24 protein-coding genes are annotated in these 25,368 nt (G+C 61.9%); 12 read left to right on the forward strand and 12 right to left on the reverse strand.

Annotated features, from left to right (window positions below; genetic code table 11):
• Positions 1-48: 48 nt before the first annotated feature.
• Positions 49-777 (reverse strand): DsbC family protein, encoded by a 729-nt coding sequence (locus P3T17_RS34225; RefSeq protein ID WP_074262586.1) that lies wholly within the window; start codon positions 775-777, stop codon positions 49-51.
• A gap of 105 nt (positions 778-882) precedes the next feature.
• Positions 883-2,055, reverse strand: coding sequence for a UbiH/UbiF family hydroxylase (locus P3T17_RS34230; RefSeq protein WP_429289320.1), 1,173 nt, complete (start codon positions 2,053-2,055; stop codon positions 883-885).
• Positions 2,056-2,175: 120 nt separating this feature from the next.
• Between P3T17_RS34230 and ychF the strand changes: the two genes are divergently transcribed.
• The gene (ychF, locus tag P3T17_RS34235; protein WP_074262588.1) at positions 2,176-3,270 is read left to right on the forward strand and encodes a redox-regulated ATPase YchF; all 1,095 of its coding nucleotides are present in this window, start codon (positions 2,176-2,178) and stop codon (positions 3,268-3,270) included.
• A gap of 114 nt (positions 3,271-3,384) precedes the next feature.
• Here ychF and P3T17_RS34240 read toward each other — a convergent pair whose 3' ends face one another.
• From P3T17_RS34240 to P3T17_RS34250, 3 genes are all read right to left on the reverse strand, one after another.
• Positions 3,385-3,816, reverse strand: coding sequence for a helix-turn-helix domain-containing protein (locus tag P3T17_RS34240; protein ID WP_074262589.1), 432 nt, complete (start codon positions 3,814-3,816; stop codon positions 3,385-3,387).
• Positions 3,804-4,013, reverse strand: coding sequence for a type II toxin-antitoxin system HigB family toxin (locus P3T17_RS34245; RefSeq protein ID WP_217272793.1), 210 nt, complete (start codon positions 4,011-4,013; stop codon positions 3,804-3,806). Before P3T17_RS34245 ends, P3T17_RS34240 begins: the two co-directional genes overlap by 13 nt.
• Before the next feature lie 142 nt (positions 4,014-4,155).
• Entirely contained in the window at positions 4,156-5,124 is a 969-nt protein-coding gene (locus P3T17_RS34250; RefSeq protein ID WP_429411367.1) for a glycerophosphodiester phosphodiesterase family protein, read from the reverse strand.
• A gap of 319 nt (positions 5,125-5,443) precedes the next feature.
• Between P3T17_RS34250 and ugpB the strand changes: the two genes are divergently transcribed.
• The 5 genes from ugpB (at position 5,444) to P3T17_RS34275 (ending at position 10,770) form a co-directional block, all read left to right on the forward strand.
• Positions 5,444-6,769, forward strand: coding sequence for a sn-glycerol-3-phosphate ABC transporter substrate-binding protein UgpB (gene ugpB / locus P3T17_RS34255; RefSeq protein ID WP_074262592.1), 1,326 nt, complete (start codon positions 5,444-5,446; stop codon positions 6,767-6,769).
• A 148-nt stretch (positions 6,770-6,917) separates the two neighbouring features.
• Positions 6,918-7,802, forward strand: a complete 885-nt coding sequence (ugpA, locus tag P3T17_RS34260) for a sn-glycerol-3-phosphate ABC transporter permease UgpA (RefSeq protein WP_429411369.1) — start codon at positions 6,918-6,920, stop codon at positions 7,800-7,802.
• Entirely contained in the window at positions 7,799-8,644 is an 846-nt protein-coding gene (gene ugpE, locus P3T17_RS34265; RefSeq protein WP_074262594.1) for a sn-glycerol-3-phosphate ABC transporter permease UgpE, read from the forward strand. The genes ugpA and ugpE overlap by 4 nt, the downstream gene beginning before the upstream one ends.
• A 118-nt stretch (positions 8,645-8,762) precedes the next feature.
• Positions 8,763-9,851 carry a sn-glycerol-3-phosphate import ATP-binding protein UgpC gene (locus P3T17_RS34270; RefSeq protein WP_429411371.1) on the forward strand — a complete coding sequence of 363 codons (1,089 nt, stop codon included), beginning with the start codon at positions 8,763-8,765 and terminating at the stop codon, positions 9,849-9,851.
• Between the two features lie 154 nt (positions 9,852-10,005).
• A complete protein-coding gene (locus tag P3T17_RS34275; RefSeq protein ID WP_429411373.1) occupies positions 10,006-10,770 on the forward strand; it encodes a Crp/Fnr family transcriptional regulator in 765 nt (254 codons plus the stop codon).
• Here P3T17_RS34275 and P3T17_RS34280 read toward each other — a convergent pair.
• The 4 genes from P3T17_RS34280 to P3T17_RS34295 all read right to left on the reverse strand — a co-directional run bounded on the left by P3T17_RS34280 (position 10,745) and on the right by P3T17_RS34295 (position 14,984).
• Positions 10,745-11,401 (reverse strand): aspartate/glutamate racemase family protein, encoded by a 657-nt coding sequence (locus P3T17_RS34280; protein WP_074262597.1) that lies wholly within the window; start codon positions 11,399-11,401, stop codon positions 10,745-10,747. The two genes, P3T17_RS34275 and P3T17_RS34280, sit on opposite strands and share 26 nt — an antisense overlap.
• Before the next feature lie 72 nt (positions 11,402-11,473).
• Positions 11,474-12,976, reverse strand: a complete 1,503-nt coding sequence (locus P3T17_RS34285) for a sugar ABC transporter ATP-binding protein (protein ID WP_429411376.1) — start codon at positions 12,974-12,976, stop codon at positions 11,474-11,476.
• A 55-nt stretch (positions 12,977-13,031) separates the two neighbouring features.
• On the reverse strand, positions 13,032-13,925 hold the full coding sequence (locus P3T17_RS34290; RefSeq protein ID WP_254368882.1) for a sugar-binding protein: 894 nt from the start codon (positions 13,923-13,925) through the stop codon (positions 13,032-13,034).
• Between the two features lie 117 nt (positions 13,926-14,042).
• Positions 14,043-14,984, reverse strand: coding sequence for an ABC transporter permease (locus P3T17_RS34295; RefSeq protein WP_074265848.1), 942 nt, complete (start codon positions 14,982-14,984; stop codon positions 14,043-14,045).
• Positions 14,985-15,327: 343 nt separating this feature from the next.
• Between P3T17_RS34295 and P3T17_RS34300 the strand changes: the two genes are divergently transcribed.
• The 6 genes from P3T17_RS34300 (at position 15,328) to P3T17_RS34325 (ending at position 22,250) form a co-directional block, all read left to right on the forward strand.
• Positions 15,328-16,224, forward strand: a complete 897-nt coding sequence (locus tag P3T17_RS34300; RefSeq protein ID WP_429411378.1) for an NAD-dependent epimerase/dehydratase family protein — start codon at positions 15,328-15,330, stop codon at positions 16,222-16,224.
• Between the two features lie 367 nt (positions 16,225-16,591).
• Entirely contained in the window at positions 16,592-18,256 is a 1,665-nt protein-coding gene (gene ettA / locus P3T17_RS34305) for an energy-dependent translational throttle protein EttA (RefSeq protein ID WP_074262600.1), read from the forward strand.
• A 141-nt stretch (positions 18,257-18,397) separates the two neighbouring features.
• On the forward strand, positions 18,398-19,519 hold the full coding sequence (locus P3T17_RS34310) for a DUF748 domain-containing protein (RefSeq protein WP_074262601.1): 1,122 nt from the start codon (positions 18,398-18,400) through the stop codon (positions 19,517-19,519).
• Between the two features lie 38 nt (positions 19,520-19,557).
• Positions 19,558-20,085: a 2,4'-dihydroxyacetophenone dioxygenase family protein gene (locus P3T17_RS34315; protein WP_074262602.1), complete on the forward strand. Its 528-nt coding sequence runs from the start codon at positions 19,558-19,560 to the stop codon at positions 20,083-20,085.
• A 91-nt stretch (positions 20,086-20,176) separates the two neighbouring features.
• Positions 20,177-21,478 carry an MFS transporter gene (locus tag P3T17_RS34320; protein WP_429411380.1) on the forward strand — a complete coding sequence of 434 codons (1,302 nt, stop codon included), beginning with the start codon at positions 20,177-20,179 and terminating at the stop codon, positions 21,476-21,478.
• A gap of 43 nt (positions 21,479-21,521) precedes the next feature.
• On the forward strand, positions 21,522-22,250 hold the full coding sequence (locus P3T17_RS34325) for an SDR family NAD(P)-dependent oxidoreductase (RefSeq protein WP_429411382.1): 729 nt from the start codon (positions 21,522-21,524) through the stop codon (positions 22,248-22,250).
• A gap of 51 nt (positions 22,251-22,301) precedes the next feature.
• On the opposite strand, the gene P3T17_RS34330 is transcribed toward P3T17_RS34325, so the two are convergent.
• The 3 genes from P3T17_RS34330 to P3T17_RS34340 form a co-directional block, all read right to left on the reverse strand.
• The gene (locus P3T17_RS34330; RefSeq protein ID WP_074262605.1) at positions 22,302-22,925 is read right to left on the reverse strand and encodes an HAD family hydrolase; all 624 of its coding nucleotides are present in this window, start codon (positions 22,923-22,925) and stop codon (positions 22,302-22,304) included.
• The gene (locus tag P3T17_RS34335; RefSeq protein WP_429411385.1) at positions 22,922-23,473 is read right to left on the reverse strand and encodes an isochorismatase family protein; all 552 of its coding nucleotides are present in this window, start codon (positions 23,471-23,473) and stop codon (positions 22,922-22,924) included. The genes P3T17_RS34330 and P3T17_RS34335 overlap by 4 nt, the downstream gene beginning before the upstream one ends.
• Before the next feature lie 66 nt (positions 23,474-23,539).
• Positions 23,540-25,354 (reverse strand): aminopeptidase P family protein, encoded by a 1,815-nt coding sequence (locus P3T17_RS34340; protein WP_429411387.1) that lies wholly within the window; start codon positions 25,352-25,354, stop codon positions 23,540-23,542.
• Positions 25,355-25,368 lie beyond the last annotated feature (14 nt).

Raw genomic sequence — 25,368 nt, forward strand, 5'->3', positions numbered from 1 at the left:
AATGGCAGGAGGCGCAAAGTGCGCCTCCGGTCTGACGGTGCGAGCTGTTTAGTGCACCGAGGAGAGTTCTTTGTCCAGCCGGTCGGCCGGCACCGCGCCTGGCAGGCGGCGGCCGTCGGCGAGGAAGATGGTGGGCGTGCCGTCCACGTTCATGGCGTGGCCAAGATCGAGATTCTTTTCGATGGCGGCTGTGTCACAGGTGCCTGCGGCGGTTGGCGCCTGACGGTCCTGCATCCACGATTCCCAGGCCTTGGCGCGGTCCGACGAACACCAGATCGACTTCGACTTCACCGTCGAATCCGGCGACAGCACCGGATACAGGAAGGTGTACACGGTGACGTTGTCGATAGACTTCAGCGTGGTTTCGAGCTGCTTGCAATACGGGCAGTTCGGATCCGAGAACACCGCCATCTTGCGGCTGCCATTGCCCTTCACGACCTTCACCGCGTTCGCGAACGGCAGGCTCGCAAAGTCGATGCGGTTGGTTTCGGACAAGCGCGCTTCGGTCAGATTCTTGCGGGTCTTCGCGTCGACGATATCGCCGAGCAGCAGGTAGTCGCCGTTCGCGTCGCTATAGACGATCTGCGTGCCAAGGTTGATCTCGTACAACCCGGCAATCGGCGATTTCGAGATGCTCTTGATGGTCGCGTCGTCGCCGAGACGAGCCTGCAAGGTCGCCTTGAGTTTGTCGGTGGCCTGGTCGGCCTGCGCGGAGCAGCCGAGTGTCGCGACGGCCACGGCAAGGGTGAGCGCGGCGATTCGGAGGTGCTTTTTCATACTGGATATCCTGGTTCATTCGAACACGCATCACGCGTCTTCGCTTGGTACGTCTCGGACAGGCGGGCGGCCCACCCGTTCATCATACTCGCGCGCCGTGCCCTCTTAGCCCAAAGCCGCCGAAACGAGCCAGCGCTTGATTAGCGGCTGCGCGCCTACGAAAGCCATGCCCGTGTTGCGCAGGACGCGGGCAACCGGGCCCGGAACGGAGAACAGCTTTTGCAGGCCATCGGTGGCGACCATCAGCGCGCGGATGTCTTCGCGGCGTGCCCGTTCGTAACGCCGCAGCAGCACGGTGTCGCCGAGATCACGGAACGCTTCCTTGCCGGCGATCGTATCGGCGAGCGCCGCGACGTCGCGCAGTCCAAGATTCATGCCTTGTCCCGCGAGCGGATGGATCAGGTGCGCGGCGTCGCCCACCAGGGCGACCCGCGGTGCAACGAGCCGGTCGACGGTTTGCAGCGCGAGCGGAAAACCCTGCGCCGGGGTCACGCAGTCAAGCGCGCCCACCTGGCCGCCCGTGATGCGTTCGACTTCCGCGGCGAGCTGCGCAGGATCGAGCGCGAGCAGTTCCTGCGCATGCTCGGTACGCGCCGACCACACGAGCGAAACGTGTCCATCAGGCAGCGGCAGCAGCGCGATGATCTCGCCGTCCTTGAACCACTGATAGGCCGTTTCGCCGTGCGGTTTTTCGGCCTTGAAATTGGCGACCACGCCGGTCTGTTTATAGTCCTGGCGGATGACCTTCGACCCGATCTGCGCACGTACCCAGGAGTGGGCGCCGTCCGCGCCGACCACCAGATCCGCGTCAAGCATTTTGCCGTTGGCAAGACCGATGGTCGCGCCGCCCGGCTTCACGTCGAGCCCCTGGGCGCGCGAATCGATCCATTCGAGACTCGGCTGGAACCGCAGCGCGGCATCGAGTGCGCGCTCGATCAGCGACGATTCCGCGATCCACGCCAGTTGCGGCACGGACGCCTGAAACGCCGAGAAGTGCAGCTCGGCGTGGGCATCGCCATAGACCCGCATGTCATAGACCGGGCCGAGGCGTGCGGTGTCGAGCGCCTGCCAGACCCGCAGCCGCTCGAGCAGGGCCTGCGAACTGGAGGACAGCGCATAGACCCGCGCATCGAAAATCGAACCGGCTGGCAGCGGGGCACACGGTTGCGCCAGCAGGCCGACGCGCAGGCCGCCTTGCGCCAACGCGAGCGCCGCAGTCTTGCCGACGAGCCCGCCGCCGATCACGGCGACGTCAAAGGTCTGGAGGTGAGCAGTCATGCCCGCATTATAGCTGCGGGGGGTGGCGGGGCCGGATCGTGGATGCGCGAAGGCGACGCCGGACAGGGTTACAATTGCGGATTCCGTGATTCACGTCATGCATCAGTCTAGAGAAACCCCATGAGCCTCAAATGCGGCATCGTCGGCCTGCCTAACGTCGGCAAGTCCACCCTGTTCAACGCGCTAACCAAGGCGGGCATTGCCGCCGAAAACTATCCGTTCTGCACGATCGAGCCGAATGTCGGCATCGTCGAAGTGCCGGACGCGCGGCTGAAAGCGCTTGCCGACATCGTCAAACCCGAGCGCATCATGCCGGCCGTCGTGGAATTCGTCGATATCGCCGGCCTTGTCGCCGGCGCGAGCAAGGGTGAAGGGCTTGGCAACCAGTTCCTCGCCAACATCCGCGAAACCGACGCCATCACGCACGTTGTGCGCTGCTTCGAAGACGATAACGTGATTCACGTCGCCGGCAAGGTGGATCCGCTGTCGGATATTGAAGTCATCAACACCGAACTGGCGCTGGCCGATCTGGCGACGGTCGAAAAGTCGCTTTCACGTTATTCGAAGGCCGCTAAATCGGGCAACGACAAGGAAGCGATCAAGCTCGCCGCGGTGCTGGAAAGGGTCCGTGCGCAGCTCGACCAGGCCAAGCCGGTGCGCGCGCTCGACCTGTCGGACGAAGAGCAGGTGCTCCTCAAGCCGTTCTGCCTGATCACCGCCAAGCCGACGATGTACGTCGCCAACGTGAAGGAAGACGGCTTCGATAACAACCCGCATCTGGACGCCGTACGCAAGTTCGCGGACGCTGAGAAGGCGCCGGTCGTCGCGGTGTGCGCGGCCATCGAAGCGGAAATCGCCGATCTGGAAGACGAAGACAAGCAGGTTTTCCTCGCCGACCTGGGCATGGAAGAGCCGGGCCTCAATCGCGTGATCCGCGCCGGTTTCAAACTACTCGGTCTGCAGACGTACTTCACGGCTGGTGTGAAGGAAGTGCGGGCGTGGACGATCCATATCGGCGACACGGCACCGCAGGCTGCGGGCGTGATTCACACTGACTTCGAACGTGGCTTCATCCGTGCACAGACGATTGGCTTCAATGACTTCGTGGCTTACAAGGGTGAGCAAGGCGCGAAGGAAGCCGGCAAGATGCGGGCAGAAGGTAAGGAATATGTCGTGCACGACGGGGATGTGATGAATTTCCTGTTTAACGTGTAAACGGCGATCGTTAACTGGCGCGTGGCGCCACGATGTGTAAAACCCCGTAGCGTCTTGGGCGCTTACGGGGTTTTTCTTTGTGGGGGCCGCTGCGAGCAGCGAACGCGTTGAGATTTACGCCGGAAAGAACACCGCGGGGCTGACGCCAAAGCGCTTCGAAACGTCGCGAATCTGGCGCGCGTTTAGTTCGCGTTTGCCGTTGAGTATCTCCGACACCACACCTTGACTACCAATCTCCGGTAGCTCCGATTGCCTGATGCCGTGCTGGTCCATGAGCGCGCGAAGAACCTCGGCAGGCATGGCGTCGGGCAATGAATAGTGAGCGTCATCGAAGTCGACGATGAATTCGCCGAGCGCGGTCACGAGGCCCGCGAGAGGATGCGTCTCATCCGCCGCGCCAACGTCCAGCAAAGCATTGAGTACTCGCACCGCCTCTTCATATTCGGCAACGTCGGCAATGGGACGCAAAGGCACCTTTTCGGACAACGCACCAAAATGACCCGCAAGTTCAGCGACTTCCGTCGACGAGAAAATCAAGGCTTCCATTTGTCGTATTCCTTGTGCGTCAGTACATGACGCACGTACAGCTTCTGCACATTAAAGTGCACCGCGGCGACCAATCTAAACTTGTTGCCGCCGATATCAAACACATAAAAGTCGCCAACCCTATCCGTTGCATTGAACGCTTGCCTGAGCTTGGCGAAGTTCGAAAACGAGCCGGCTTCGATTGTCTTGCGCCACATTTGAAGCGCCACTCGCGCCTCAGGGTGTCGTTCGGCAAACTCGACCAACGACCTGTTGGAAATAACACGCATAGACCAAAATATCTCAATTTGCGATTTTTATCAAGGCCCACATTCGACCGCGCTTAATCTTTGGTGCCCGCTACCTGCCACACCGCAACGCCCCCACCATCCCCGCCCGAATCGCCGTCATCTTCTCCGGCGAGTCCGACAGCACCGCGTCAATCCCGAGACACGCCGCGGCACGATAATCATCCGCGTCGTTCACCGCAATCGCGACGATATGCACGTCCGGATGCGTCCGAAAACACGCCACCGTTGCAGGCGTCCACAGCGTCGCGTTCACCTCCGAGCGCCCTTCCCCAAGCGTAAATCTCTCGACCACGGTCACCGCCCGATGCAGCTCGAACGCGGCCGAAGCATGTTCAGCCGGCGCGTCCAGACACCCTTGATCAAGCAAAACGCGCACTAAACGAGTGCGCGTCGCATCGCGCGATTCAAAGACCTTCGCCTGCGGATACGCCGCGAAACTACGCTGATATTCAGCCTCCGTTGAATAAAGCGTCACCCGCGTCCAGGCGTTTTCTTCGCTCAGCACCTGTGCGACCGCCCGTGTCTGCGGCTCCGCCGGCAGCGCTTTCATATCGAGGACGACCGGCATCGAAGCCGGGATAGCGCGTAGCGCCTCGCGCAACGTAGGAATGCCAACCGGTCGGCTCCGGTACGGGTAAGCCTCCGCCCCTTGAGCGTCAGCCAGACGAAAACTCCACCCCGCGTTGACATGGGCAAGCTCTGCCGCCGTACGCGCCGAGACTGGCCCGCTGGCATCCGTCAACGCGGACAGATCCGCCGGCCGGTACAGCACCGGCACGCCATCCTTGCTCAGTTGCACCGTCAACCACATGGCGTCGGCGTGGTGCGCGAGCGCGAGACGAATCGCCTCCAGCGTGTTCTCAGGCGCATCGCCCGTGCCGCCACGATGCGCGATGATCTGCGGCAGCGCAGAGTCAGACGCGGACGTATCAACTGGCCTCTCGGAAGGCGCAACACAACCGGACAAAAAAGCACTACAGAACACAACAACCAACCCGGCGCAAATCAGACGAGGCATCTGGACTCCTGACTAGAACAGACGAAACCGAACCACCCATGTTACGGGTCAACGGTCTCAAAACAAGCCAAAGCAAGCGGCTCCAGCACAAAAGCAGCCATCGGCAGGCATCAAAATCCCGCCAGGCGACGGTCTCCGAAAGTTAGCTTCAGTTTCAATTCTGCCGGTGTTAAATTGCGGCTTCCGGCACCGCAGAAGCCGGCCATTGCCAGCACCGATAGCGAGCACAACATAACAACGCTCAACTTCTGTCTGTCATCGAGTCCAATTAGAATCGCGCAACCTCAAGTTGCACACCTTCCGACCAAGGAGACCATTGATGAGTTGCAAACCCCTGTTCCGTACGCTTGCCGCGGCGGCTGTTCTCGCTCTCGGCGTCAATCAGGCCGCTCAGGCCGCGACGGAAATCCAGTTCTGGCATGCCATGGAAGCCGCCCTCGGCGAGCATCTGAACGACATCGCCAACGACTTCAACGCATCACAATCCGACTACAAGATCGTCCCGGTCTTCAAGGGTTCCTACGACCAGACGCTCGCGGCCGGCATCGCGGCCTATCGCAGCGGCAACGCGCCGGCGATCCTTCAGGTCTACGAAGTCGGCACGGCCACGATGATTCAGGCGAAGAAAGCGGTGATTCCGGTATCCGAAGTATTCAAGCAGGCCGGCGTGCCGCTCGACGAAAAGGCCTTCGTGCCCACCATCGCGAGCTATTACAGCGACTCCAAGACGGACGAACTGATTTCGATGCCGTTCAACAGCTCGACGCCGGTGTTGTATTACAACAAGGATGCGTTCAAGAAGGCCGGGCTCGATCCTAACCAGCCGCCGAAGACGTGGGACGAACTGCGCAAGGACGCGCAGAAGCTGAAGGCGTCAGGCATGTCGTGCGGTTACTCATCGGGCTGGCAGAGCTGGATCCAGCTCGAAAACTACAGTGCCTGGCACGGTCTGCCGTTTGCGACGGAGAACAACGGCTTCGATGGCGCCGACGCGCAACTCGAATTCAACAAGCCGCAGCAGATCGCCCATATCCAGTTCCTTCAGGACATGGCGAAGGAAGGCTCGTTCACCTATGTCGGCCGCAAGGACGAACCGGTATCCAAGTTCTATAGCGGCGACTGCGGCATCATCACGAACTCGTCGGGCTCGCTTGCCAACATCAAGAAGTACGCCAAGTTCGACTTCGGCACCGGCATGATGCCCTACGACGCCAACGTGAAGGGTGCACCGCAAAACGCGATCATCGGCGGCGCAAGTTTGTGGGTACTGTCGGGCAAGGATCCGAGCGTCTACAAGGGCGTGGCAAAGTTCCTCGCGTACCTGGCCACGCCGCAAGTTGCGGCAAAGTGGCATCAGGACACTGGCTATCTGCCTATCACGACTGCCGCCTATCAGCTGACGCAACAGCAGGGCTTCTACACGAAGAACCCGGGCAGCGACACCGCGATCAAGCAGATGCTCAACAAGCCGCCGCTGCCGTTCACGAAGGGCCTGCGTCTGGGCAACATGCCGCAGATCCGTACGGTGGTCGACGAGGAACTCGAGCAGGTCTGGAGCGGAAAGAAGACGCCTAAGGAAGCGCTCGACTCCGCGGTCGAACGCGGCAATGAACTGCTGCGCCGCTTCGAGAAGGCCGGCAGCTAAGCGTCGACCTGCCCCACCTGGCGGACGCGCCTCAGCGAGGCGCGTCCGTTAGTATGACGGAGCGTTTCGTTCCGTCGCCTCGCACTTCGTACACCGGGCGGACAAGCAAAGCTGAGCCGCTCCAGCATTATCTTCAGAGAGATGCTTCATGGAAAAGCGATCCCGCTTCGGGACTGGCGTGCTGCCTTATCTGCTGGTAGGTCCGCAGCTGGCGATCACGCTAGTGTTCTTTCTTTGGCCTGCCGGCGTCGCGCTGTGGCAGTCCACGCAAAGCCAGGATGCGTTCGGCACGTCGAGCGAATTCGTGGGCCTCGCCAACTTCAAGCAACTGTTCGCCGATCCGCTTTATCTGGCGTCGTTTAACACTACGCTGTTCTTTTGCGTGCTCGTCACCGTCAGCGGACTGGTTATCTCGCTACTGCTCGCGGTCTGCGCCGATCGTGTGACGCGCGGCGCGAAGGCCTATCAGACCTTGCTGATCTGGCCGTATGCGGTCGCGCCCGCGATTGCCGCGGTGCTGTGGTCGTTCCTGTTCAATCCGAGCATCGGGCTCGTAACCTACGCGCTTGCGAAGTACGGCATCGTCTGGAATCACGCGCTCAATCCGGGCCAGGCCATGTTCCTGGTCGTGCTGGCGTCAGTGTGGAAGCAGGTTAGCTACAACTTCCTGTTTTTCTATGCCGGCCTGCAGGCCATTCCGCGCTCGCTGATCGAGGCGGCCGCCATCGACGGCGCCGGACCCGTGCGGCGCTTTTTCGGCATCGCGCTACCGCTGCTGTCGCCGACGAGCTTCTTTCTGCTCACCATCAATCTGGTCTACGCGTTCTTCGACACCTTTCCGATTATCGATGCCGCCACGGGCGGCGGACCGGCCCAGGCCACGCGCACGCTGATCTACCGGATCTTCGCCGAGGGCTTCCAGGGCCTCGACATCGGTAGCTCAGGCGCGCAGTCGGTGGTGCTGATGCTGATCGTGATCGCGCTGACCGTCGTGCAGTTCCGTTTCATCGAGCGGAGGGTTCAATACTCATGATCGAGAATCGCCGTGGTTTCGACCTCTTCTGCCATGCGGTGCTGATCATCGGCGTCGCGCTAATCGTGTTCCCGGTGTACGTCGCGTTTTGCGCCGCCACCATGAATGAGCACGAAATCTTTTCTGTGCCGCTTTCGCTAATCCCGAGCACGCATCTGTTCGAGAACATCGCTAACGTCTGGGTGCACGGCAGCGGCAACGCGGCCGCCCCGTTCGGCCGCATGCTGATGAACAGCCTCGTGATGGCGCTGGTGATCTGCATCGGCAAAATCGCGATTTCGATGATCTCCGCCTATGCGATCGTATTCTTCCGCTTCCCGTTCAGGAATCTGTCGTTCTGGCTGATCTTCGTCACGTTGATGCTGCCCGTTGAAGTGCGCATTTTCCCAACCGTGCAAGTCGTATCGTCGATGCACATGTCCAACACGTACGCCGGACTCACGCTGCCGCTGATCGCGTCGGCTACCGCCACGTTCCTGTTCCGGCAGTTCTTCATGACGCTGCCCGACGAGCTGATGGAGGCTGCGCGTATCGACGGTGCGGGTGCGCTGCGATTCTTCTGGGACATCGTATTGCCGCTGTCGAAAACCAATATCGCCGCGCTCTTCGTGATCACCTTCATCTACGGCTGGAACCAGTATCTGTGGCCGATCCTGATCACGAGCCAGCAATCGCTGACCACGGCGGTGGTGGGTATCAAGAGCATGATCGCGTCGGGCGACACCGCCACTGAGTGGCATCTCGTGATGACCGCGACGCTGCTCGCAATGTTGCCGCCGCTCGCGGTGGTGCTGACAATGCAGCGCTGGTTCGTACGCGGACTCGTGGACTCTGAAAAATAAGCCGACCGTGCCGGCGCAACGAGCGACTCCACAGCCGGCTCCGGAACCGAATAACTTCGCGGCGACACGCAGCTCTTGGGGCAAGCGTAACCGCAGATGAAAAAGAAAGGCGGATGGAATGGCTGCATTGACGCTAAAGGGCGTAAAGAAAAGCTACGACAGCAAACAGTTCGTACTGCACGGCATCGACGTGGACGTGACCGATGGTGAATTCGTCGTGATGGTCGGACCGTCGGGCTGCGGCAAGTCGACCTTGCTGCGGATGGTGGCGGGCCTCGAAAGCATTTCCGAGGGCACGATCTCGATCAACGACAAGGTGGTCAATCAGCTCGAGCCGAAAGACCGCAACATCGCGATGGTGTTCCAGAACTACGCGCTCTATCCACACATGAGCGTGGCGCAAAACATGGGCTACGCGCTCAAGATCAGCGGCGTGGACCGTGCAGAGATCGACCGGCGCGTGCAGGCCGCCGCGCAGATTCTCGAACTCGGGCCGCTGCTTGAACGCAAACCTCGCGAGCTGTCGGGCGGCCAGCGGCAGCGCGTGGCAATGGGTCGCGCGATCGTGCGGGAGCCCGCCGTGTTTCTGTTCGACGAGCCGCTGTCGAACCTCGATGCCCGGCTGCGCGTGCAGATGCGCCTCGAAATCCAGCGGTTGCACGCGCGTCTCGCGACCACCAGCCTGTACGTCACGCATGACCAGATCGAAGCGATGACGCTCGCCCAGCGTGTGATCGTGATGAACCGCGGCCACGCCGAGCAGATCGGCGCGCCGGTCGACGTCTACGAACGGCCGGCGACGGTCTTCGTTGCGAGCTTCATCGGCTCACCGGGGATGAATCTGCTGGAAGGCCGCGTATCGGACGACGGCGCTGCTTTCGAGGTCGCCGGCAACGGTCCGAAGCTGCCGCTCGCGGGCGTGCCGTGCGTCGGTAGCGAGATAGCGGCCGGGCGCGATTGGGTCCTCGGCATCCGGCCGGAGCATATGACGCCGGGATTCCCGGACGCACCGCACGTGAGCATCGCGGTCGATTCATGCGAACTGCTCGGTGCGGACAACCTCGTGCATGGCCGCTGGGGCAAACACGACGTGACCGTGCGCCTGCCGCACACCCATCGGCCGGCCAACGGCGAAGTACTGCCCGTAGCGCTGCCTGCGAAACACCTGCATTTCTTCGATCCGGCGAGCGGCAAGCGGGCAAACTGATTTGGGGTCCGACTCGCTGTCTGGCGCCGCTGCGGCCTCGCAAGCGGCGCCACAAGACGATGTGTAGAATGAGCCGAATGACATAAAGCGATGCCACGTCGGACGATGTGCCTCGACGCGGCCCGTTGACCCAACAGAGTCAAGGAGACACGCGATGTGGTTCGTCGGCAAAAGCGAGTTGCTGTCGCTGATCCAGCTGAATTGCCTCGACGAGGTAATGCCTGCGTTCAGCGATCACAGACATCTACGCAAGAACACCACCGTTTATCGTCCGGAGGACCGCAGCGACTGCGTCTATCTGCTGAAGAAAGGCAGCGTCCGGCTGTATCGGCTCACCGAGGATGGCCAGGAAATCACGCTGTCGTTCATCAAGGCGGGCATGATTTTCGGCGACGGCGATGTCCTCAACGAGCCCAGTTATTCGCACTATGCGCAAACACTTGCGCCCAGCATGATCTGCTATATCCGCAAGCCGGATTTCAAGGAACTGCTGCGGCGCTACGACGTGATCAACCAGTTCGTGCTCAAGAGCCACTATCAGCGCTGGCAGGAAGCCCAGCAGTTGATCGAAAACCTTTCGCTGCACGACGTCCGTAAGCGCCTCACCAATATCCTCACCATGTTCGCCGCGCAGATCGGTTGCGATTTCACGTATCACGACGAGCCGGGTGCGATCCTGATCGACCTGACGATTGCCCAGGACAAGCTGGCGGATTTCATCGGCACATCGCGTGAATCGGTGAACCGGCACTTTAGTGATCTGAAAGCGGCGGGTCTTGTCGACACGCACGAACGCAAGATCGTGTTGACACCCGCGTTCGTCGGTCAATATCTGGCGCCGTCGGCGGCGAATCAGGTGCTGGCGCGCGCCCGCTCGCTCGCTGCCGAAAGCCTCAAAGCGCCGCTAGCGCGCGCCTGACCTCGGCGACGCCGCTCTGCGGACTCGCCAGCACGGGCACCTTGGTCGACCCGAGCAAGGGCACGAGGCGCGCCATCGATACCTGCGCGAGCACGACCACATCCACTTCGTCCATCAGGGCAACGATAGTGCGCTTCAGGATGTCGTCGTGGCGCGCGGCGTCGCCGGCGAGCAATGCGTCGAACGCGCCGTCGGCGATGCGCTCCACGACCGTGACGTCGCGCTTGTTTTCAGCGGCTTTCTTCCTGATCAATCGCACCGTCGGTTCCAGCGTCGTCGACACCGTCGCGACCACGCCGACGCGCTGCCCGATGCGGCTTGCCTCTTCAGCCATAACCTCATCCACCTTGATGATGGGTGTGCGGATCATCCCGCGCAGCAGGTCGGTGGCCTCGCCTACCGACGAGCAGGCGTTGAGTATCAGGTCGGCGCCCATCGACTGCGCGTTCTGCATGTAGCTATAGATGCGGCTCGTCACCTCGGGCGTCAGATGACCGGCACTGCGCACGTCATTTAACAGGCTGTCGTCGACGATATTGATCACGCGTGCATCGGCGAGCTGTTCCTTGAACTGATCCTTGAGCGGCTGCACTGTCACCGGCCCGGTGTGAATTACGACAATCGTGGTCATTGCACTAACACTCCCTATCGAGACAAACGCAAGACAAACAAAACATAAAACGGACCGTTGCAAGCAAAGCCGTCATGCGGTGGCAGCAGCCATCACGCGTTCCTGGGTAGCTTCAGCGCGCGTCAGTTCGCCATTGAGGCGTCCTTCGCGCACCACCAGCACGCGGTCGCTCACGGCCAGCACTTCCAGCAGATCCGACGAAATCACGATGATCCCGATCCCCTGCGCTGCGAGCCGCGCCAGCAAGGCGTGCACTTCGGCCTTCGCGCCAATGTCGATGCCACGCGTCGGTTCATCCACGATCAGCACGCGCGGATTGCGTGCCACCCATTTCGCCAACACGACCTTCTGCTGATTGCCGCCGCTCAGGTTGATCACCTTCTGCTCGATTGAAGGCGTCTTGACGCTCAACGTGCGGACGAACTGTTTGCAGATTTCATCTTCCTTCGCGCGCTGCAGGAACTGAAACGGCGAATACGCTTCGAGATGCGTAAGACTGAAGTTTTCGCGCACACTCATCTCCAGCACGAGACCTTGAGCCTTACGGTCTTCGGTGACAAAGCCAATGCCATGCGCAATCGCCTCGTGCGGCTTGCGGATCGTCACCGCTTTGCCGTCGACGAAAATCTCGCCTGTGCACGGCCGGATGCCGAAAATCATCTCCATGATTTCGGTGCGGCCCGAGCCCACCAGGCCCGCGATCCCCAATATCTCGCCACGATGCAACCTGAAGCTGATGTCGCGAATGTGCACGTCGGCGGCGCGCGGATGCCGCATCGCCAGATCGCGCACTTCGAGCACGACCTCGCTCGTCGCATGGGAAACGGGCGGCGCGTACAGCTCGCTCAGCTCGCGGTCCACCATCTTTCGCACCAGCGATTCACGCGTCACGTCGGCGATCGGCTGTGTATCGACAGTCGAACCGTCGCGCAACACCGTGACGCGATCGGCGAGTTCAAGCACCTCTTCCAGACGATGCGAGATATAGATGATGCCGATATCCTTCTGCCGCAACCGCTTGATCAACTCCAGCAGCACACGCGTTTCGTGATGGCTGAGCGAAGCCGTCGGCTCATCCATCACGATCACCGCCGACTGATACGAGATCGCCTTGGCGATCTCGATCATCTGTTTCTGGCCCACGCTCAGTTCGCTGACGCGCGTGGTTGGATCGATCTTCATGTCGATCGTCTCGAGTACCGTGCGCGCGTCTTCGTTCATGCGAGTAACGTCCAGAAAACCGAAACGGTTAAGCGGCTCCCTCGCGAGATAGATGTTCTCCGCGATCGTCAGGTTTTCGACAACCGAGAGTTCCTGGTAAATGATGTTGATACCCAGTGCGCGTGCATGATTGCCGTCGCGCAACACGATCTCCTGACCGTCGACGAGAATGCTGCCGCCCGCATCGTGCGAGAGGACGCCGGTCAGAATCTTCATCAGCGTGCTCTTGCCGGCGCCGTTTTCGCCGGCGAGTCCAAGCACTTCACCGCGCGACACGTGCAGGTTGACGCGATCGAGCGCTTTCACGCCCGGAAACGTCTTCGAGATATTGCGCATCTCCAGAAACGGCGTCATCGAATCGCTCCTGCCTGCACGTGCGGACACGGAAATTACTTCGGGATGCTTCGCGTTACTTCGTATAGCTCCCTATGTTGTCCTTCGTCACCACGGTGACCCCGGTATCGATGTCCTTGATGTCCTTATCCTGCCCTTGCACCTGAGCCACCAGATGCTCCACCGCAAGCCGCCCCATCGTCACCGGACGCTGCACCATGATTCCCTGAATGTAGCCTTCCTTCAGCCCCTTCAAGGTATCCGGCAGATCGTCGAACGCGAACACCTGCAGCTTGCCCTTCATCGCGCCGAATTCCTTCGTGTTGAGCACCTTCGCCACCGCTGGGCCGCCTACCTGGCTCACGCCGAAGATGCCTTTGAGTTGCGGATGCGCCCGCAGCGTCGTCTCTGTCACCGATACGCCCTTGGCGAGATCGTCCTCCGTGCCCTGCGTTTCGACGATCTTGATGCCCGGATATTTGACGAGTTCTTTTTTGATACCGGCAATGCGCTGGTTCAGGTTCACCGCGCCTAGCTGCCCGGTAATGATCGCGACCTCGCCCTGGCCGTTGAGCGCCTTCGCCATGGAATCGGCCATCGTCGCGCCAGCCGATTCGTTGTTGGTGCCGATATACATCGAACGGCCGCTGTTCGGCGAATCGGAGTCGTACGTCAGTACCTTGATGCCGCTCTGTTCGGCCCGCTTCATCACACCTTCGACCGACTTCGGCTCATTGACCGAAATCGCAATGCCGTCGACGTGCTTCGAAATCAGATCCTCGATGATCTGCACCTGGGTCGAGCCCTGGGTGTTTTGCGGCACGACCCATTGATAGCCGACGCCCGCCTTCTCGGCGGCCGCTTTCGCGCCGTTGTTGCAATCGTCGAAGAACGGCACGGCCACCTTCGGGATCACCGCCACCGTGATGTCCTTTGGATCCTTCGCCTGCGCGGCGCCGTATCCCATCATCAGTACAACTGCGGCCAGGCTGCCTGCCAGCAGGCGGGGCATAGCATTCGTGTTCATGACGTTGTCTCCTTGTTTTCTTGTGTTAGCGAAGTGATGCTTGTGACGAAAATCTCCGGTCTAGCGGCCTTTGCGCCGCACACGCCAGATATCGATGCTGACCGCGATCAGGATCACGCAGCCGGTAATGGCCTGCTGCGCGTAGGTGTCGATGTTGAGCAGCACGACGCCATTGGTGATGATCCCGGCGAGCGCCGCGCCGATGATCGCGCCTTCGACGCTGCCTACGCCGCCCGAGAGACTCGCGCCGCCAATCGCGGCAGCCGCAATGACGTCGAGTTCAGCGCCGAAACCCGACGCCGGTTCCGCCGACACGAAACGCGAAAAGCTGACGACGCCCGCAAGCGCGGCGATCAAACCCGACAACGCATAGACCGTGAACTTGACGCGGTGGGTGCGCACGCCGCTCAGCCGCGCCGCGACTTCGTTGCCGCCCGTCGCATAGACGTGACGGCCAAAGCGCGTACGCCGCATCAGGATGGAGAAACACACGGTCAGCAACAGCATGATCACGACGGGCACCGGCACGAAGCCGAAATAGCCCTGGCCGATGAACGTGAAGCTGTCGGGAACATCGGGCGTGAGCGGCACGCCCTTGGTGATGATGTACATCAGGCCGCGACCGATGCTGAGCGTGCCGAGCGTCGCGATAAACGGCGGCAACTGGATCCACGTGATCAGGACACCGTTGAAAGCGCCGACAATCAATCCGGCGCACAAGCCCGCCAGCACCGCGGGCAGCGGTCCCCAACCGTGCTGGAAGGCGAGCGCGGTCATCAGCGACGACAGTCCCATCACCGAGCCGACCGACAGATCGATGCCACCGGTGATGATCACGAGCATCATTCCGATCGACATGATGCCGACCAGCGAAAACGAGCGGAACACCCCCATCAGATTGTTCGTCGTCAGGAAGTACGGAGAGAAAATACTGATGACGATGCCGACCAGGATCAGCACCGACAGGATGTTGAGCTCGCGGATTTTCAGCCAGTTGCGCATCGTATCCAGCACGCCGGCGTGCGCCGGCTCCCCTGTCTTGGTCGAGATGGCTCTCAAAGGGCGTCTCCATGCAGATCATTGCGGCCCAGCGGCTTTTACCCCGCGGCGTTTCGAGCACGACTGCGCCTTGCTGCCAACGCGCCGCACCTTGGGACTGGCACCGATCATAGGATCAGAGCGCCACAGGAAACTGTGACGAAAGTCATACATACGTATTGGGGTTCTCCCGAAGTGCCTGGATGCGGCCCCGTGACTATGACGTTCGTCACAGAAACGCATGGCAGGAAACGTCTATGATGTTTTAACCCCCTGATTCACCTGAACCTGACAAGGAGCAAGGCAGATGACGAAGCGAGTGATTGTCACCGGCGGTAGCGGACTGGCCGGCAAGTGGGTGGTCGAAGACCTGGTCGCGCACGGTTATGAAGTGCTGAACCTCGACCGCGTGCCGATGGCAAAGCAAACCGCCCGCACCCTCATTACAGACCTGACCGACGCGGGCCAGGTGTTCAACGCGCTTGCCTCGAGCACGACCTCGAAGGAGTTCGACGACGACATCGAGCCGAAGCCGATCGACGCGATCGTGCACTTTGCGGCCATTCCGCGGATTCTCGTCACGACCGACAACGAGGTGTTCCGCATCAACGTAATGGCGACGTACAACGTGCTCGACGCGGCCTCGAAGTACGGCATCAAGAAGGTGATTCTCGCGTCGAGCGAAACGACCTATGGGGTGGTGTTCGCGCATCGTCACCGCGACCCGGCCTATTTCCCGCTGGATGAAGAGTATCCAGTCGATCCGATGGACAGCTACGCGACGTCGAAGGTCATCAACGAAGTGACCGGCAAGGCGTTTCATGCGCGCACCGGAGCGGACATTTACTGCTTCCGGATCGGCAATGTGCTCGATCCGGCCGACTATGCGAAATTCCCCACCTGGCTGAAGGATCCGATCCTCCGCAAGCGCATTGCGTGGAGCTATATCGACGGCCGCGATCTGGCGACGGCCTGCCGCCTCGGCATCGAGAAGGATGGTCTGGGCTTCGAGGTGATGAACGTCGCCGCGGATGATGTGTCTTCAGATCTGCCGACCGCGGAACTGCTCAAACGCTTCTATCCGAACGTGCCGGTGAAAAAGCAGCTGGGCGAGTTCGAAACGCTGTTGAGCAATGAAAAGCTGAAGCGCCTGCTTGGGTGGAAGCAGCAGTATCGCTGGAGGGAACAGCCGGGCGCCAAATAGCCTGACTCAGGTCCACGCACGACTGGCCACAGGGATCGCGCCTGCGGCCAGTCATCCGTCATACGTGCGCTTCTGCGCGCACACCTTTCCCCTGCAGTGCGCCGTCACCGCACGCTCCGCGCCGTGCAAACCTCTCCCTCTTATCCGGCGGATTCCGCCAGGCCACGCCCTGCACGCCCGCGCCGCCCGCCCCGAAGTACAATGACACCTCTCCCGCCGTGCGCGCTCTCATGCCGAAAGCTTCGATCGTAAGGATCGACCGACGCTCACGCCGCACCGGCCGGAAACCAGCGGCACCGAATTCCCATCCACCCACGACCGCCCGCCCTCTGTGCGGCCGGCGGCGTCAACGCCTACTGCAAGCAAAATGGCCCAATACGTCTTCACCATGAACCGGGTCGGCAAGATCGTGCCGCCCAAGCGTCAAATCCTGAAAGACATCTCCCTGTCATTCTTCCCCGGCGCGAAAATCGGTCTGCTCGGCCTGAACGGCTCGGGCAAGTCGACGCTGATCCGCATCATGGCGGGCGTCGACAAGGACATCGAAGGCGAAGCCACGCCGATGCCCAACCTGAACATCGGCTACCTGCCGCAGGAACCGCAACTCGATCCGCAAAAGACGGTGCGTGAAGCGGTCGAAGAGGGTCTGGGCGAAGTGTTCGGCGCGCAGAAGAAGCTCGACGAAATCTACGCCGCGTATGCCGAGCCGGACGCGGATTTCGATGCGCTCGCCGCCGAGCAGGCCAAGTACGAAGCGATCCTCGCCACCGCGGATGGCAGCGCCGAACAGCAGATCGAAATCGCCGCGGATGCACTGCGTCTGCCGGCATGGGACGCGAAAATCGAACATCTGTCGGGCGGTGAAAAGCGCCGCGTCGCGCTGTGCAAGCTGCTGCTCGAAAAACCGGACATGCTGCTGCTCGACGAACCGACCAACCACCTGGACGCCGAATCGGTCGACTGGCTCGAGCAGTTCCTGACACGCTTCCCGGGGACAGTGGTCGCCGTGACCCACGATCGCTACTTCCTCGACAACGCCGCCGAGTGGATTCTCGAACTCGACCGCGGCCACGGCATTCCTTGGAAGGGCAATTACAGCAGCTGGCTCGATCAGAAGGAAGAGCGCCTGAAGCAGGAAGAAGCGTCGGAATCGGCACGCCAGAAGGCAATCAAGAAGGAACTGGAGTGGGTGCGCCAGAACCCGAAGGGCCGTCAGGCGAAGTCGAAGGCACGTATCGCCCGCTTCGAGGAACTGAACAGCCAGGACTACCAGAAGCGCAACGAAACCTCGGAAATCTTCATCCCGGTCGGCGACCGTCTCGGCAATGAAGTGATCGAGTTCAAGAATGTGTCGAAGGCCTACGGCGATCGTCTGCTGCTCGACAACGTCAGCTTCAAGATTCCGGCGGGGGCGATCGTCGGCATCATCGGGCCGAACGGCGCCGGCAAGTCGACGCTGTTCCGCATGCTCACGGGCAAGGAACAGCCGGATTCGGGCGAGATCGTGCAAGGGCCGACGGTCAAGCTCGCCTACGTGGATCAAAGCCGCGATGCGCTCGACGGTTCGAAGACGGTGTTCGCAGAGATTTCCGGCGGCGCCGACGTGCTGACGGTCGGCAAGTATGAAACGCCGTCGCGGGCCTATATTGGCCGCTTCAACTTCAAGGGCGGCGACCAGCAGAAGATCGTCTCCAACCTTTCGGGTGGTGAGCGCGGCCGTCTGCATCTGGCCAAGACGCTGATCGCGGGCGGCAACGTCCTGCTGCTGGATGAACCGTCGAACGACCTCGATGTCGAAACGCTGCGCGCGCTCGAAGATGCCCTGCTCGAATTCGCCGGCTCCGTGATGGTGATCTCGCACGATCGCTGGTTCCTCGACCGCATCGCGACGCATATCCTGGCATTCGAAGGCGATTCGCAAGTGACGTTCTTCGACGGCAACTACCAGGAATACGAAGCGGACAAGCGCAACCGTCTGGGTGAGGAAGCCGCCCGGCCGAAGCGTCTGCGCTATAAACCGATCGCGCGTTAAGACGTTCGCCGCATACGTCCCGGTTATCGGCCAGGCCGTGCATTGCACGGTTTGTGCCCGGTAACCGGCAGGCGGCGCGGCATGAGGTTTGCTCACCTTTAAACGGCCGGCCGCGCGTCGCGCGACCACGAGGAGGCAAGCATGGCGATGTCGACTGCAAGACGTGTGGCCATTGCCGTCGCCGGTATCGTTCTGGTGCTGCTCGTTATCGCCCTGGGCGGTTTTTATTTCGCGCAATACGAAGTCAAACAGCGGATCATCTCCGTGCTCGGACCGCTCGGCAGCGCTGATAGCATCGATGTGGGTCTGACCTCCGTACGCCTGACCAACGTCCGCCTCAAGGGGCCGCCAGGCTGGCCCGCGCCCGACTCGCTGCGGGCCGACCAGATCACGATCGTTCCCGACGTCCGCGAACTGCTCCAGAAGCGGGTACATATCCGCTCGGCGGTCGTAACCGGCTTCGACCTTTCGGTTGTGCGCAAAGCAGATGGCACGTTGCAACTGTTACCCAATCTCAAGGAATCGATGAGCCGGCCGGATACCGGCGCGAGCGTCGGCGACGTGTCCGTGCAGCAGGAGAAACTCATCGATCACATCGCCTTCCAGCAAGGCACATTCGAGTTCTACGATTTGACCGTCAGCAAGCCGGCCTATAAGGTGGCCGTCACCAACGCGAGCGCCACCGTCGATCACCTGCATCTGCCCGCGCTTACGGAGCCGACGAACGTCGCGGTGAATGGATCGATCGTCGGTCCGGCGCACACCGGCACGGTCTCGTTCGGCGGCTGGATCAAGATCGCCAGCAAGGATTCGCAGACCACCAGCACGCTGCGCGGCGTCGATGTGGCCATGCTCGATCCGTATCTGCTCAAGAAGGCCGGCGCCAAGACCCAGATTGCCGGGGGCACGGTCGACCTGACGGTGGAGTCCACGGTCGCGAGCTATCATCTGCATGCGCCGGGCACGATCACCCTGCACCACCTGCAACTGGCCGACAACGGCAACCCGCTCGACACCTTCCTGTCGATTCCCACCAAGGCCGCGGTCGCGGCGTTGAAGACGCGCAACGGTGACATCACCGTGCATTTCGTGCTGGACGGCAACTTGCGCGATCCGAAATTCTCGGTGAACGAAAATCTGCTGACCAAGCTGGGTACTGGCTTCGCACAGGCGATGGGCGTCAGCGTCGAAGGGGTGGCGAAAGGTGCAGGCGACACCGTCAAAGGTTTGGGCAACGCATTGAAGAACCTGCTTGGGCAGTAAGCCGTAAAGTCCATAGACTCGACAATCAAGGAGACGCCATGCCAGCACCCACCGCTGCCGCCGACGCGATGACGCCGTATCAGCTCCCCAACCCGCCCGAGGCGCTGCGCGAGATCGTGGTCGAATCGGCCATACCTCAAGACGAGCGCCTGTGGGTGCCGCAAGCCGATAACGTGTGGTTCCGGCCGTTGTGCCTGAACGTCTCCACCGGCTACTGGATGAATCTGCTGCGCGTGCGCAAGTCGGGGGTGTTGAGCCGTCACCGTCATCCGGCCGCCGTGCACGGATTTGTGCTCAAAGGCAAATGGCGCTATCTCGAACACGACTGGATCGCCACCGAAGGCAGCTACGTCTTCGAGCCGCCGGGCGAAACCCATACGCTGTATGTCCCGGAAGACGTCGAGGAAATGATCACCTACTTCCAGGTGAACGGCGTGATGTACTACTGCGACCCGTACGGCAATTTCACCGGGTACGAAGACGTCTTCACCAAGCTGGAGATGTGCCGCGCACACTTCGAAAAAGTCGGGCTCGGCGCGAGTTATGTGGACCAGTTCGTGAGGTAGCGTAGGCCTTCAGGGCCTCAGGCAGTTGCAGCATTCCGTCCATAGACGCTCAAGGCTATTTCAAAAAAGAGCATAGGAGGAGACACAAACCATGCAGGCAAAAACACCGCGCTTACGGCGCATCCAATGTGTCGCAGTGACGTTTCTGACGCTCGCGGGCCTCGTCAATTATCTCGACCGCAGCACGCTGTCGATCGCCAATCACTCGGTGAGCGGCGAACTGGGGCTCTCCGCCTCGCAGATGGGTCTGCTGCTGTCCGCATTCTCGTTCTCGTACGCGTTCGCGCAATTGCCGATGGGCGCGCTGCTCGATCGCTTCGGCGCGCGGCTGATGCTGGGCGTCGGCATGTTCGTCTGGTCGGTGGCGCAGTTCTTCGGCGGCCTCGTGCAGACCTTGCAGCAGTTCCTGATTGCGCGGATCTGCCTCGGCATTGGCGAAGCGCCGCAGTTTCCCGCGGGCGCGAAAGTCGTCAGCGAATGGTACGCGCTACGCGAGCGCGGTCGACCCACCGGTATTTTTACCACCTCATCGACGATCGGCCCGGGCCTCGCACCACCCATTCTCACCGGCCTGCTGCTCGCGTTCGGCTGGCGCTGGATGTTCGTCGTGATGGGCGTGATGGGCATTGTGGTGTCGATCAGCTGGTACATCGTGTATCGCAATCGCGGCGAAGTCACACTCAATGCGGACGAGGTCACGCACCTGACCGAGGAGGAGCCGCAGATGCGCGCCGAGCGCCGCATGACGGGGGCCGAATGGCGCGGGCTGTTTGCGTCGCGCACCACATGGGGCATGATCTTCGGCTTCATGGGCGTGATCTACATGGTGTGGCTGTATCTGACCTGGCTGCCTGCATATCTCGAACACGAACGGCATCTGTCGATTGCGAAGACTGGCTGGATCGTGTCGATTCCGTATCTGTTCGGCACGCTTGGCATGCTGTCGAGCGGGTTCGTCGCCGATGGACTGATGGCGCATGGCGTCGCGCCGATCCGCAGCCGCAAGTGGCCAATCTGCACCGGGCTGATTTTCGCGGCCGTGTTCACGGTGCCGGCGGCCTATACGCCAAATACCACGCTTGCCATCGTCTATCTGTGCCTCGCGATGTACTTCATCAACATGGCGAGCGGCGGCGCCTGGGCGCTCGTCAGCGTGGCCGCGCCGCGGCACCTGGTGGCATCGCTCGGCAGCATCCAGAACTTCGGCGGTTATTTCGGCGGGTCGTTTGCGCCGTTCATTACGGGCGTGGTGGTCGATCAGACCCATTCGTTCGTCGACGCGTTTCTGATCAGCGCGGGTGTGTCGTTCGCGGCTGCGCTCGTCTACATGTTCGTGGTGCGCGCGCCGATTGCCGAGCGCGCCGATACCGCGGCGGCGGCTACGCTCGCGTGAGCACGTTCCCTGAAACCTTCACCCACTCGGAGAAGCATTGGCCATGACGTTTCAGCAGGATCTTTTTCAAGGCAAAACCGCTGTGGTGACGGGTGGCACGCAAGGCATCGGGGCGGGAATCGCGCGCCAGCTCGCCGCGCTTGGCGCTCGCGTGATTGCAGCAGGGCTCGCGCCAACGGATGCGCAGCGTAGCGCCCTCGGAGCCGACATCGAAGTGGCCGCGCTCGACGTCGGCTCGAACGACGAGGTCGCCGCGCTGTTCGCGCCACTCGCCTCGCTCGACATCCTGGTCAACTGCGCGGGAATGATCCGCCGTGTCGAGGAGCATCAGCTCGACGTGTTCGAACAGGTCATTAATGTGAACCTGACGGGAACGATGCGCGCCTGCTCGGCAGCACGCGCTCTGCTGGGCAAAAGCCGCGGGGCGATCGTCAACACGGCGTCGATGCTGAGCTTTTTTGGCGGCGGTCTGGTGCCGGCATATAGCGCGAGCAAAGGCGGTGTCGCGCAATTGACCAAGTCGCTCGCGCTGGCGTACGCGCAGGACGGGATTCGCGTGAACGCAGTCGCGCCCGGCTGGATCGCAACACCGCTCACGCAGGCGCTACAGGACGACGAAGGCCGCTCGCAGGCGATTCTGGAGCGTACGCCGCTCGGGCGTTGGGGCGAGCCGGAGGACGTGGCGCAAGCGGTGGTGTTCTTGTGCTCGCCCGCTGCGGCGTTTATCACCGGCACGATCGTGCCGGTCGACGGCGGGTATCTGGTGGCGTAAGCGGCGGCCGATATCAGGCGAGCGCCAGCGCGCTACCCGGCGCCGGCTGGGTTAAACCGGCAAACCGAGCTCGCGCAGCTTCGCTTCTGTCTGCGCTGCAGACGTGTGATGGATGGCGTTCCAGCCGAGCGCAGTCGCGGCCGCGACGTTCCTCGTGACATCGTCGATAAACACCAGTTCCTGCGCTTCGATGCCGGGCAGTTGAACCTCGATGCGCCGCTGCATTTCAGCAAAGATCGCCGGATCGGGCTTGACCATTTTGACGCGGCCTGACACCACGACGTCGCGGAAGCGCCGTAGCACCGGGAAGTTCTCCCACGCATACGGAAACGTCTCGTCGGACCAGTTGGTGAGACCGAACAGCGGCACGCCCGCTGCATCGAGCTTGTCGAGGACCGTCACGGTGTCCTCGAGCACGCCGCGGATCATCTCGTGCCAGCGCTCGTAGAACGCGCGGATCAGCGGCTCATGATCGGGAAACTGCGCGATCAGTTCGGCCGTGCCATCCGCGATCGTCTGACCGCCATCCTGACGAAGGATCCACTCCATCGAACAGACGTGCGTCAGAAACCAGCGGCGCTCGGTCTCGTCCGGGATCAGTTCGCCAAACAGATATTCAGGGCTCCAGTCGATCAGCACGCCGCCGAAGTCGAACACCACCGCCTTGATGCTCATGCGAACTCCGTGGCGAGAACGTCGGCGAGCGGGCGAACCGAGACGCGGTTGCCCTGCAGTGAGGAATGCTCCCACACGCGGTTGTAGTGCGCGACGATCTGTTCGGGCGTGAGCTGTGAAGTCTGCTGGGTGGTGTGAAGATCGGAGACGACTGTCGTCCGGTAGCCGAGCAAGGCAGCGCGGCGCGCGCCGGTGTCGATGCAAAACTCGGTGGCGTAACCGCAGATCACGAGACGGTCGATGCCGAGCCGGTCCAGGTGCGCTTTAAGCGGAGTCTCGTGAAACGAATCGCCAACCGATTTCCTGATGAGCGTGTCGCCGCCGGTGCGCACGAGGTCGGCTGGCAGTTGCCAGCCCTCGCTACCGTACTCGACTTCCTCGTCGCCCTCTTCATCGTGCTGGACGATGAAGACCGGCGCGCCCGCTGCGCGCGCCGCCGCCGTCAGACGGTTGATGCCGTCGATCACCTCAGCGCCGCGATACGCGGCGTTCGGGCCGGAGAAGAACGCATATTGCACATCGATCACCACTACTGCCACGCCCGTCATCTGTAGCACTCCTCGTAATCGAATCGAACCGCAACGGCGCGCGACGCGCTATCTCCCGCACGTCGCCTAGACGGCCTGCGTTCGCGTCTCCAGCCACGCCTTCGCTTCGCCCGACACATGCGGCGAAATCCGCGTGCGCACCATCTCGTGATACGCGTTCAGCCATGCACGCTCGTCCTCGCGCAGCATCGACAGGTCGAAGCAGCGCGTATCGATCGGACACAGCGTCAGCGTCTCGAACTTGAGGAAATCGCCGAACTCGGTTTTCTCGGCCGCGCGGTTCAGCACGAGGTTCTCGATCCGCACGCCCCACTTGCCCGGCCGGTAAATACCCGGTTCGACCGAGGTGATCATGCCCTCTTCCATTGCCGTGAACGGTTCGGCCGGCGCGTAGTGCGAAATGATCTGCGGGCCTTCGTGCACATTCAGGAAGTAGCCGACACCATGCCCGGTACCGTGACCGTAATCGGCCCCGGCTTCCCAGATCGGCGCGCGCGCGATCGAGTCGAGCATCGGCGAGCGGATGCCGCGCGGAAACCGCGCCCGCGACAGCGCCATCACCCCCTTCAGCACCACTGTGCAATCGCGTCGCTGCGCGTCGCTCAGCGTGCCGACCGGCACGACCCGCGTGATATCCGTCGTGCCCGTCAGATACTGGGCGCCCGAGTCGATCAGCAGCAGGCCGTTGCCTTCGATGGTCGAATGCGACGCCGCGCTCGCGCGATAGTGCGGCATCGCGCCGTTGGCGTTGAAGCCGGCGATGGTCGCAAAGCTCAGCGAAATGAAATCCGGACGACGGGCACGAGCGGCCGTCAGACGTTCGTCCACGGTCAGCTCGGTGATCGTTTCGCGACCCTGCGCGCCTTCGAACCAAGCGAAGAATTCGGTGAGCGCCGCGCCGTCCTGCTCCATCGTCGCGCGTACGTGCTCGGCATCCGCCTCGGTCTTGCGCGATTTAAGGAAGGTGGACGGATTCACTGCCTCGACGATGTTCACCGTCGTCGGCACCGACTGCAGCAGGCCATACGTGATCCGGCGCGGATCGATCAGCAGGCTCGCACCGCCAGGCAACCCCGCGAGGGCCGCGGCGGCCTTGCCATACGATTCGACATGGATGCCGTCGCGCGCCAGCGCTTCAGCCAGCGCCCGCGGCACCTTGCCGTCGGCCACGAACAGCGAGACGCGGTCCAGTCCGATCAGCGCATGCGCAACGAATACCGGGTTGTAGCTGACGTCGGCGCCGCGCAGGTTGAACAGCCACGCGAGATCGTCGAGCGTCGAAATGAAGTGCCATTGCGCGCCCTTGTCCTGCATCGCACGGCGAATCTGGTCGAGCTTCTCGGAACGGGCCACGGTGGCGTGCGGCGCGGTGTGCTCGAACACCTTTTCGGTGGGCAGCGCCGGCCGCTGGAGCCAGATGGCATCGAACAGATCGACGTCGGTGCGCAGCTTTACGCCGTACGCGCTCAGCGCGTGCGTCAGCGAGCGTGCGGCGGCCAGCCCCAGCACCGCACCGTCGACACCGACGGTCGCGCCAGCCGGCAGGTTTTGCGCCATCCATTCGAAGTGCGGCTGCGACTGCTGGCCGCCGAACATCTTCATCAACTCGACGCCGGTGCCGGCCAGTTGCGCTTCGGCCTGCTCCCAATAACGGCTATCGGTCCACAAGCCGGCAAAGCTGTCTGTCACGACCAGCGTGCCGGCCGAGCCGGTGAAACCCGATAGCCATTGGCGACCCTGCCAGCGTCCCGGCAGATACTCGGACAGGTGAGGATCGGCAGACGGAACCAGATAGGCCGCGAGGCCCTCGCGCGTCATCGCGCCACGCAGGTGGGCGATCCGCTCGGGAACGGAAGAGGTTTCGGGAAGTCGGGCATTCATCAGATTCACCTGCA

The sequence above is a fragment of the Paraburkholderia sp. GAS82 genome (assembly GCF_050436285.1).
In the GTDB taxonomy this organism is placed as follows: domain Bacteria; phylum Pseudomonadota; class Gammaproteobacteria; order Burkholderiales; family Burkholderiaceae; genus Paraburkholderia; species Paraburkholderia phenazinium_B.

Coding starts and splice junctions, on each gene's coding strand:
- P3T17_RS34225 (WP_074262586.1), bottom strand. CDS start 777: ATGAAAAAGCACCTCCGAATCGCCGCGCTCACCCTTGCCGTGGCCGTC.
- P3T17_RS34230 (WP_429289320.1), bottom strand. CDS start 2,055: ATGACTGCTCACCTCCAGACCTTTGACGTCGCCGTGATCGGCGGCGGG.
- ychF (WP_074262588.1), top strand. CDS start 2,176: ATGAGCCTCAAATGCGGCATCGTCGGCCTGCCTAACGTCGGCAAGTCC.
- P3T17_RS34240 (WP_074262589.1), bottom strand. CDS start 3,816: ATGGAAGCCTTGATTTTCTCGTCGACGGAAGTCGCTGAACTTGCGGGT.
- P3T17_RS34245 (WP_217272793.1), bottom strand. CDS start 4,013: ATGTGGCGCAAGACAATCGAAGCCGGCTCGTTTTCGAACTTCGCCAAG.
- P3T17_RS34250 (WP_429411367.1), bottom strand. CDS start 5,124: ATGCCTCGTCTGATTTGCGCCGGGTTGGTTGTTGTGTTCTGTAGTGCT.
- ugpB (WP_074262592.1), top strand. CDS start 5,444: ATGAGTTGCAAACCCCTGTTCCGTACGCTTGCCGCGGCGGCTGTTCTC.
- ugpA (WP_429411369.1), top strand. CDS start 6,918: ATGGAAAAGCGATCCCGCTTCGGGACTGGCGTGCTGCCTTATCTGCTG.
- ugpE (WP_074262594.1), top strand. CDS start 7,799: ATGATCGAGAATCGCCGTGGTTTCGACCTCTTCTGCCATGCGGTGCTG.
- P3T17_RS34270 (WP_429411371.1), top strand. CDS start 8,763: ATGGCTGCATTGACGCTAAAGGGCGTAAAGAAAAGCTACGACAGCAAA.
- P3T17_RS34275 (WP_429411373.1), top strand. CDS start 10,006: ATGTGGTTCGTCGGCAAAAGCGAGTTGCTGTCGCTGATCCAGCTGAAT.
- P3T17_RS34280 (WP_074262597.1), bottom strand. CDS start 11,401: ATGACCACGATTGTCGTAATTCACACCGGGCCGGTGACAGTGCAGCCG.
- P3T17_RS34285 (WP_429411376.1), bottom strand. CDS start 12,976: ATGACGCCGTTTCTGGAGATGCGCAATATCTCGAAGACGTTTCCGGGC.
- P3T17_RS34290 (WP_254368882.1), bottom strand. CDS start 13,925: ATGATGGGATACGGCGCCGCGCAGGCGAAGGATCCAAAGGACATCACG.
- P3T17_RS34295 (WP_074265848.1), bottom strand. CDS start 14,984: ATGCGCAACTGGCTGAAAATCCGCGAGCTCAACATCCTGTCGGTGCTG.
- P3T17_RS34300 (WP_429411378.1), top strand. CDS start 15,328: ATGACGAAGCGAGTGATTGTCACCGGCGGTAGCGGACTGGCCGGCAAG.
- ettA (WP_074262600.1), top strand. CDS start 16,592: ATGGCCCAATACGTCTTCACCATGAACCGGGTCGGCAAGATCGTGCCG.
- P3T17_RS34310 (WP_074262601.1), top strand. CDS start 18,398: ATGGCGATGTCGACTGCAAGACGTGTGGCCATTGCCGTCGCCGGTATC.
- P3T17_RS34315 (WP_074262602.1), top strand. CDS start 19,558: ATGCCAGCACCCACCGCTGCCGCCGACGCGATGACGCCGTATCAGCTC.
- P3T17_RS34320 (WP_429411380.1), top strand. CDS start 20,177: ATGCAGGCAAAAACACCGCGCTTACGGCGCATCCAATGTGTCGCAGTG.
- P3T17_RS34325 (WP_429411382.1), top strand. CDS start 21,522: ATGACGTTTCAGCAGGATCTTTTTCAAGGCAAAACCGCTGTGGTGACG.
- P3T17_RS34330 (WP_074262605.1), bottom strand. CDS start 22,925: ATGAGCATCAAGGCGGTGGTGTTCGACTTCGGCGGCGTGCTGATCGAC.
- P3T17_RS34335 (WP_429411385.1), bottom strand. CDS start 23,473: ATGACGGGCGTGGCAGTAGTGGTGATCGATGTGCAATATGCGTTCTTC.
- P3T17_RS34340 (WP_429411387.1), bottom strand. CDS start 25,354: ATGAATGCCCGACTTCCCGAAACCTCTTCCGTTCCCGAGCGGATCGCC.